This is a genomic window from Roseibium sp. (assembly GCF_025698965.1).
In the GTDB taxonomy this organism is placed as follows: domain Bacteria; phylum Pseudomonadota; class Alphaproteobacteria; order Rhizobiales; family Stappiaceae; genus Roseibium.
This window is the reverse complement of sequence record NZ_JAILWL010000447.1, coordinates 1-5,477: the sequence shown is the minus strand read 5'-3', so window position 1 is coordinate 5,477 and position 5,477 is coordinate 1. Positions and strand designations below refer to the sequence as shown.

The 5,477-nt window shown below is 55.5% G+C and carries 7 protein-coding genes; 3 read left to right on the top strand and 4 right to left on the bottom strand.

Annotated features, from left to right (window positions below):
* Positions 1-829 (bottom strand): HD domain-containing phosphohydrolase (locus K5905_RS26605; protein WP_297589889.1); only part of this gene is annotated, 829 nt, incomplete at its 3' end.
* Between the two features lie 189 nt (positions 830-1,018).
* Here K5905_RS26605 and K5905_RS26600 point away from each other — a divergent pair.
* Positions 1,019-2,242, top strand: a complete 1,224-nt coding sequence (locus tag K5905_RS26600) for a TIGR03862 family flavoprotein (RefSeq protein WP_297589886.1) — start codon at positions 1,019-1,021, stop codon at positions 2,240-2,242.
* Entirely contained in the window at positions 2,239-2,697 is a 459-nt protein-coding gene (locus K5905_RS26595; protein ID WP_297589884.1) for a YaiI/YqxD family protein, read from the top strand. The genes K5905_RS26600 and K5905_RS26595 overlap by 4 nt, the downstream gene beginning before the upstream one ends.
* Positions 2,698-2,786: 89 nt before the next feature.
* Here the strand turns inward: K5905_RS26595 and K5905_RS26590 are convergent, their stop codons facing one another.
* Together K5905_RS26590 and K5905_RS26585 are read right to left on the bottom strand one after the other, a co-directional pair.
* A complete protein-coding gene (locus tag K5905_RS26590; RefSeq protein ID WP_297589881.1) occupies positions 2,787-3,137 on the bottom strand; it encodes a BA14K family protein in 351 nt (116 codons plus the stop codon).
* Between the two features lie 112 nt (positions 3,138-3,249).
* Positions 3,250-3,972, bottom strand: coding sequence for a hypothetical protein (locus tag K5905_RS26585; RefSeq protein ID WP_297589877.1), 723 nt, complete (start codon positions 3,970-3,972; stop codon positions 3,250-3,252).
* 373 nt (positions 3,973-4,345) lie between these two features.
* On the opposite strand from K5905_RS26585, the gene K5905_RS26580 reads away from it, so the two are divergent.
* Positions 4,346-4,558, top strand: a complete 213-nt coding sequence (locus K5905_RS26580; protein WP_141188395.1) for a cold-shock protein — start codon at positions 4,346-4,348, stop codon at positions 4,556-4,558.
* 117 nt (positions 4,559-4,675) lie between these two features.
* Here K5905_RS26580 and K5905_RS26575 read toward each other — a convergent pair.
* The coding region (locus K5905_RS26575; RefSeq protein ID WP_297589869.1) for an ATP-binding cassette domain-containing protein at positions 4,676-5,477 on the bottom strand (802 nt) is incomplete at its 5' end.

The window sequence follows — 5,477 nt, the reverse complement described above, 5'->3', positions numbered from 1 at the left end:
CGGTCAAAAGTTTCAAAATGCGGGAAATCGTCGGAATGTCCTTACCAGTCGGTCCATCCTTCGGAAAACCGGACCCGTCAAATCCGCGTGCCGACAGATAAAGATGCTCGGACACTTTCTCCAGCTGAGGTATGTTTTTCAACAAGTCCCGCGTCTGTGCCGGGGCCCGGTCAAGAACATCTCTCTCCTGTTCCGTCAAGCTGCGCGCCGCGCGATAGCGCGCCAGGATCTGCTTCGGCAGTAAGGCTTCCCCCAAAGGCGACAGCATGACCGCCATTTCCAGCTCCCAGGTCGATTTCAATCCCAGTTGCCTTGCAAGTTTCAACGCCTGTTTGCGAACCGTACCTGTGCGCCGAAAGGCTTCGGGATGGAACAGGCCGAGCATATCGATCAACAGCTTGACCGACCCGGCAAGGGTGCGTTCCAACAGGGCGCGGTTCTTGGCCAACTGGCGGTGATGCGCCATGGCTGTTTCCAGGGCTGAACTCAACTCCGAAGACTGGCATGGCTTTTCCAGAAACATGAAGGCGTGACCTTCATTCAATGTCTGTTTGATTGCCTCGGCAGATGTCTCTCGGGTCAGCATCACGCGTGCTGCCTGGGGAACTATCATTTCCGCTGCCCGCAAAAACGCTGCTCCCCCTCGCCCCGGCAGATTGAAACAGGAAAAGATGATTGCGACGCCGTTGTTCTGCTTCAGAAAAGCAAGGGCTTCCTCCGAGGCGGAAAAGCAGACAAGCCTGTAATGTTCTCCAAAAAGGCGCTGAAAACCCGTCTGAACGTTTTCGTCCGGGTCCACGACAACAATCAGATCCGTGGTCTTGTCCATGCACGGCACCCTTTCCCGCAGAACAGTCGCCCAACGGGCGTTAGTTCCTGCCTGATCATGCCGGGATCTTCTCATGAGACGGATAACAAATGCTTGCATCAACAATCGCAGCTACGCCAACGTGCAATCCTTCTGACGCGAAGGAATTCTGTGGTGGTGTTTTGCAACCCGGCTGAACTATAAGGCGCCATGCTTGATGTCCTGATACTCGGTGCCGGTCCAGCCGGCTTGTTTGCCGCAGACCAATTGTCGTCGCAGGGTCACTCCGTCTTGATTGTGGACAGGATGCCGTCGCCTGCCCGGAAATTTTTGATGGCGGGGCGTGGTGGACTCAATCTCACGCACAGCGAAGACCTTGCCACTTTTGTTTCCCGGTACCGGAACGCGGAGGAATTTCTGACACTGATGATTCGGGATTATCCACCCGAAGCTCTAAGGGAGTGGTGCCACGATCTCGGCCAGGAAACTTTCGTCGGGTCCAGCGGCCGGGTGTTCCCCAAAACCATGAAAGCCTCTCCTCTGCTCCGCGCCTGGCTTCGGCGGCTGGAAGGCAACGGGGTTCAATTGCGCGCTCGCCATCGTTTCAGCGGGTTTTCGGACGACGGATTTGCCATCGTCGAACCTGACGGAGAGGCACGGCAGGTCTTGCCCGCACGCACCACCTTGCTTGCCCTGGGCGGCGCCAGCTGGCCAAAACTGGGCTCCGATGCCGATTGGGTCTCTTATCTGGAGAACCGGGATATCAAGGTGAACCGTTTTCAACCGTCCAATTGCGGCTTCAAGGTCAATTGGAGTTCCATATTGAAGGCGCGGGCAGCGGGGGCTCCCCTGAAACGGATCGCTGTCAAGTTCGGCGAAAAATCCGTTCCCGGAGAAGCGGTCATTTCCGAAGAGGGACTTGAAGGCGGAGCAATCTACGCCCTATCAGCGGACATCAGGGATGCGATCAATGCCAATGGATCTGCAGAGATCCGGATTGACTTGAGGCCGTCGTCAAGTATCGACGATCTGGTGCGGAAACTCGCACGTCCGCGCGGCAAGCAATCCTACGCGACATTTTTGAAAAAGGTGCTCAAGCTCAATCCGGCGGAACAAATACTGTTGAGGGAACCCGGACCTTTTCCAGACGAAATCTCGGAGCTTGCCGGTTTGATCAAGTCTATACCGATAAGATGCGTGGCGCCTTATTCGATCGACAGGGCGATTTCTTCCGCGGGAGGCATCTCGCTGGATGAGCTCGACTACCATCTCATGCTCAAGAAACTGCCCGGTATCTATGCAGCAGGAGAAATGCTGGACTGGGAAGCGCCAACCGGCGGATACCTCCTGCAAGCCTGTTTTGCCATGAGTTACAGAGCGGCCAACGGCATAGCGGCCATCTTGGAGAATAAAGAAAGAGGACCGGCAACATGACCATTCTCTATGTCGATGCCGATGCGTGTCCGGTGAAAAATGAGGCCATTCGCGTGGGGGAACGGCACAATGTGGCGATCAAATTTGTGTCCAACAGCTGGATGCGTTTACCCGAAGGCGACCTGATTGAGCGTGTGGTCGTTCCCGAAGGTCCGGACGAGGCGGACAACTGGATCGCGGAGCGGGCTCAAAAAGGGGATGTCGTCATCACAGCGGACGTTCCGCTTGCCTCCCGCTGTGTCAAGGCGGGGGCGCTTGTGATTGGTCCGACGGGCAAACCTTTCCGCGAGGAAGGAATAGGCATGCGGCTCGCCATGCGAGACCTGAACACGCATTTGCGCGAGATCGGTGAAATTCGAGAAGGTGGCCCAGCCTTTTCCAAAGCCGACAGGTCGAGGTTTCTAAACCAGCTTGAAACGACCATGCGTGCGGCTAAACGCATGTCCGAGACCTGAAAGACAAGCAAATCTCCCTGCAAGGCTGGGGAGGCTGCGCCTTGCAGGGAGTAGCCGGAGACCCCTTCACGGGTCGATTGCGGGCCGGCTTATTGGCAGAAGCGGTACTGGCCGGAATAGGCCAGAAAATAGCCCGTGTTCGGATTGAACGAACGATACCTGTTGCTGCAGTACTGATACCAGGCTGGTGTCCAGGGCGCCGGACGATAGGTAACGACCGGAGCCGGTGCAGGCTGATAGTAGACCGGCGGAGGCGGCGGTGCGACGTATCGCGGCCGCGACAGGGCTGAACCGAGGATTGCACCTGCTGCGAGACCGCTGGCAACACCAACGCCAACCTGCCAGCCTTCAGCGGCGTTGGCGGATTGTGTTTCGGTCGTCAATGCGGCACCGGCAACAAGGGCCAGCGCAACAGATGTATTAGCAAACTTCTTGAACATGTCAGTGTTCCTTCGTTTCTCGCGAGGTTCGGCCTCAGCTCATGAAAGGACATTAACGTTGTCGCATTTCAGGCTCTGTGACAGGGGTCACAAGGGGGCGTATTTTTGCCAATCAGTTTTTTTGCTCCGGCTCGAAGGGCGCATCGGGTGAACACTCCGCCGAAGTCATGTTGTTCCGACAGGTGGACAGTTTCGTCAGATAGGAGCGCAGGAAATCAGAACTGCTGGCATCATTGCCGACCTGCTCGTTAAGGCTTTTGGCTCTTTCGAACCAGGCGTCGGCTTGCTGGCGGTTTTCCGCAGCTGCAAAGGCATAAGCCAGAATAGCTGCAACGAACGGTTTTTCCGCATTCTCAACCCGGTCGATTTCGGCTTCAGCTTCGGCGGCGAAAAGATCCAGAAACTGTTCATCGGCCAGAAAGCTCTCGTTTTCGTACCAAAGAGCCTGCAGCAGCAGCAGAAACCCGGAACTTGAACCGGTCTGCCCCAGATACTCCTCAACCTTGTAAGCCCTCTGCCACGGATCCAGCTGACGAAGCCTGCCAAACTCTTCCGTTTCTACAAATTCAGACAGTTTTCCGACTTCTTCGGTGCTGAATTCCCGAAAAATCGGCAAATCATTGCCCGGACAGACAGGTAGCCGGGTGATGTAATCGCAGGTGGAAACTCTACGGAATGACATGCTCTGCCCGAAGTAGGAGCAGGACGGCGATTTGACGATTATGAACGTCTCTCCCCCGATCGGACACTTCTGTTCAACATGAACAGGCGTACCGGCCCTGGTCGGGCCAATCACAAAAAACGAGACGAAAACAAACATCAGATATCTGGACAAACCCACCTCCCACCGGTGTTCCTCGACAGGAGTTTTCAAAAGGGAATTGGCCAAAGCATGAAAAGAAGACGGCCATAGTGAGGTAATTCGGGTGCACAAATTTGGGTGACGTAAAAACGAAACCCAAATTTCACCAACTTTCAGTCTCAACGATCTTTCACTTGCCGCAGGGCAAAGACGCTCCTACATTATCGGGCATCGGCACGCGTTGTGCCGTACGGGACATGACGTAGACCCGGTGAGACTGACTTCGGTGGCTGCTCCATTAAGCGCTGCTCTGAATACCCAAGCTTTCCGTTTCTAATTGACTTCTCGTATACCCGCGCTGTTCCTGAAACGGGCATGCGCACCCAACTAACGGAAAGGTTTCTCCATGCGCGAGAACGGCACCATTAAGTTCTTCAACCACGACCGTGGTTTCGGCTTCATCACTCCGGAAAACGGCGGCAAGGACGTATTTGTCCATGTCACAGCATTCGAACAGGCCGGGATCGGAACGCCGGTTGAAGGCGCAAAAATTTCCTTCGTCGCTGAAGACGATCGCCGCGGACGCGGCAAGCAGGCAGCTCAACTCGAGCTTCTCTAAAGTTTGACGTTTTCACATTGCAGGCGACGGGCAACTGTCCAACAGCTGCATGTGATCAAACGCAAACGGGGCCAAACGGCCCCGTTTTTTTGTGTTCTGCAAATGATGTCGACCTAGTCAGAGCATGCAGTCGAGCAATTCGTTCTCGCCAATGACACCGACAATCGCACCGTCCTTTTGAACGACAACAGGATCCGAACTGGTTTTCTTCAGTTTGGCGACATCGCGGATGGGCGTATTGATCTCGCATGTCAGAGCACTTGCGAGTGACCCAGGCAAACTGCCTGGTGGCACCATGATATCGCGAGCCCTCAGAACATTGAGCGGGTTCATGTGACTGACGAAATCCGCCACATAGTCATCCGCCGGTTTCTTGACGATTTCCTGTGGTGTGCCAAGCTGGATCACCCGCCCGCCTTCCATGATCGCGATACGAGACCCGATTTTGGCGGCCTCATCGAGGTCGTGGCTGACAAAGATGATTGTGCGGTTCAGTTCTTTCTGAAGATCGAGCAGTTCATCCTGCAGCTTGTCGCGGATCAACGGGTCAAGCGCCGAAAACGGTTCATCCATCAGGAGGATCGGGGCATCAGTGGCAAATGCCCGGGCAAGACCGACGCGTTGCTGCATCCCACCTGAAAGCTCATGAACGAATTTTTCGCCCCAGCCGCTGAGCCCGACCAGTTTCAGCTGTTCCTCTACCTTGGCAGCACGTTCCTTCACCGGCATGCCCGCCAATTCAAGACCGAAGCCGACATTCTCGGCAACCGTGCGCCATGGCAGAAGACCGAATTGCTGGAACACCATCGCGATCCGGTGGCGGCGCAATTCGCGAAGATCGTTCTCAGAGCAGGTTTCCGGGTTCACATACTGTGTGCCGTCGTGAACCTGCACCTCTCCCCGGATCACCGGGTTGAGA

Bases quoted from the DNA above. Each gene is read 5' to 3' on its own strand.
- K5905_RS26600 (WP_297589886.1), top strand. From the start codon at position 1,019: ATGCTTGATGTCCTGATACTCGGTGCCGGTCCAGCCGGCTTGTTTGCC.
- K5905_RS26595 (WP_297589884.1), top strand. From the start codon at position 2,239: ATGACCATTCTCTATGTCGATGCCGATGCGTGTCCGGTGAAAAATGAG.
- K5905_RS26590 (WP_297589881.1), bottom strand. From the start codon at position 3,137: ATGTTCAAGAAGTTTGCTAATACATCTGTTGCGCTGGCCCTTGTTGCC.
- K5905_RS26580 (WP_141188395.1), top strand. From the start codon at position 4,346: ATGCGCGAGAACGGCACCATTAAGTTCTTCAACCACGACCGTGGTTTC.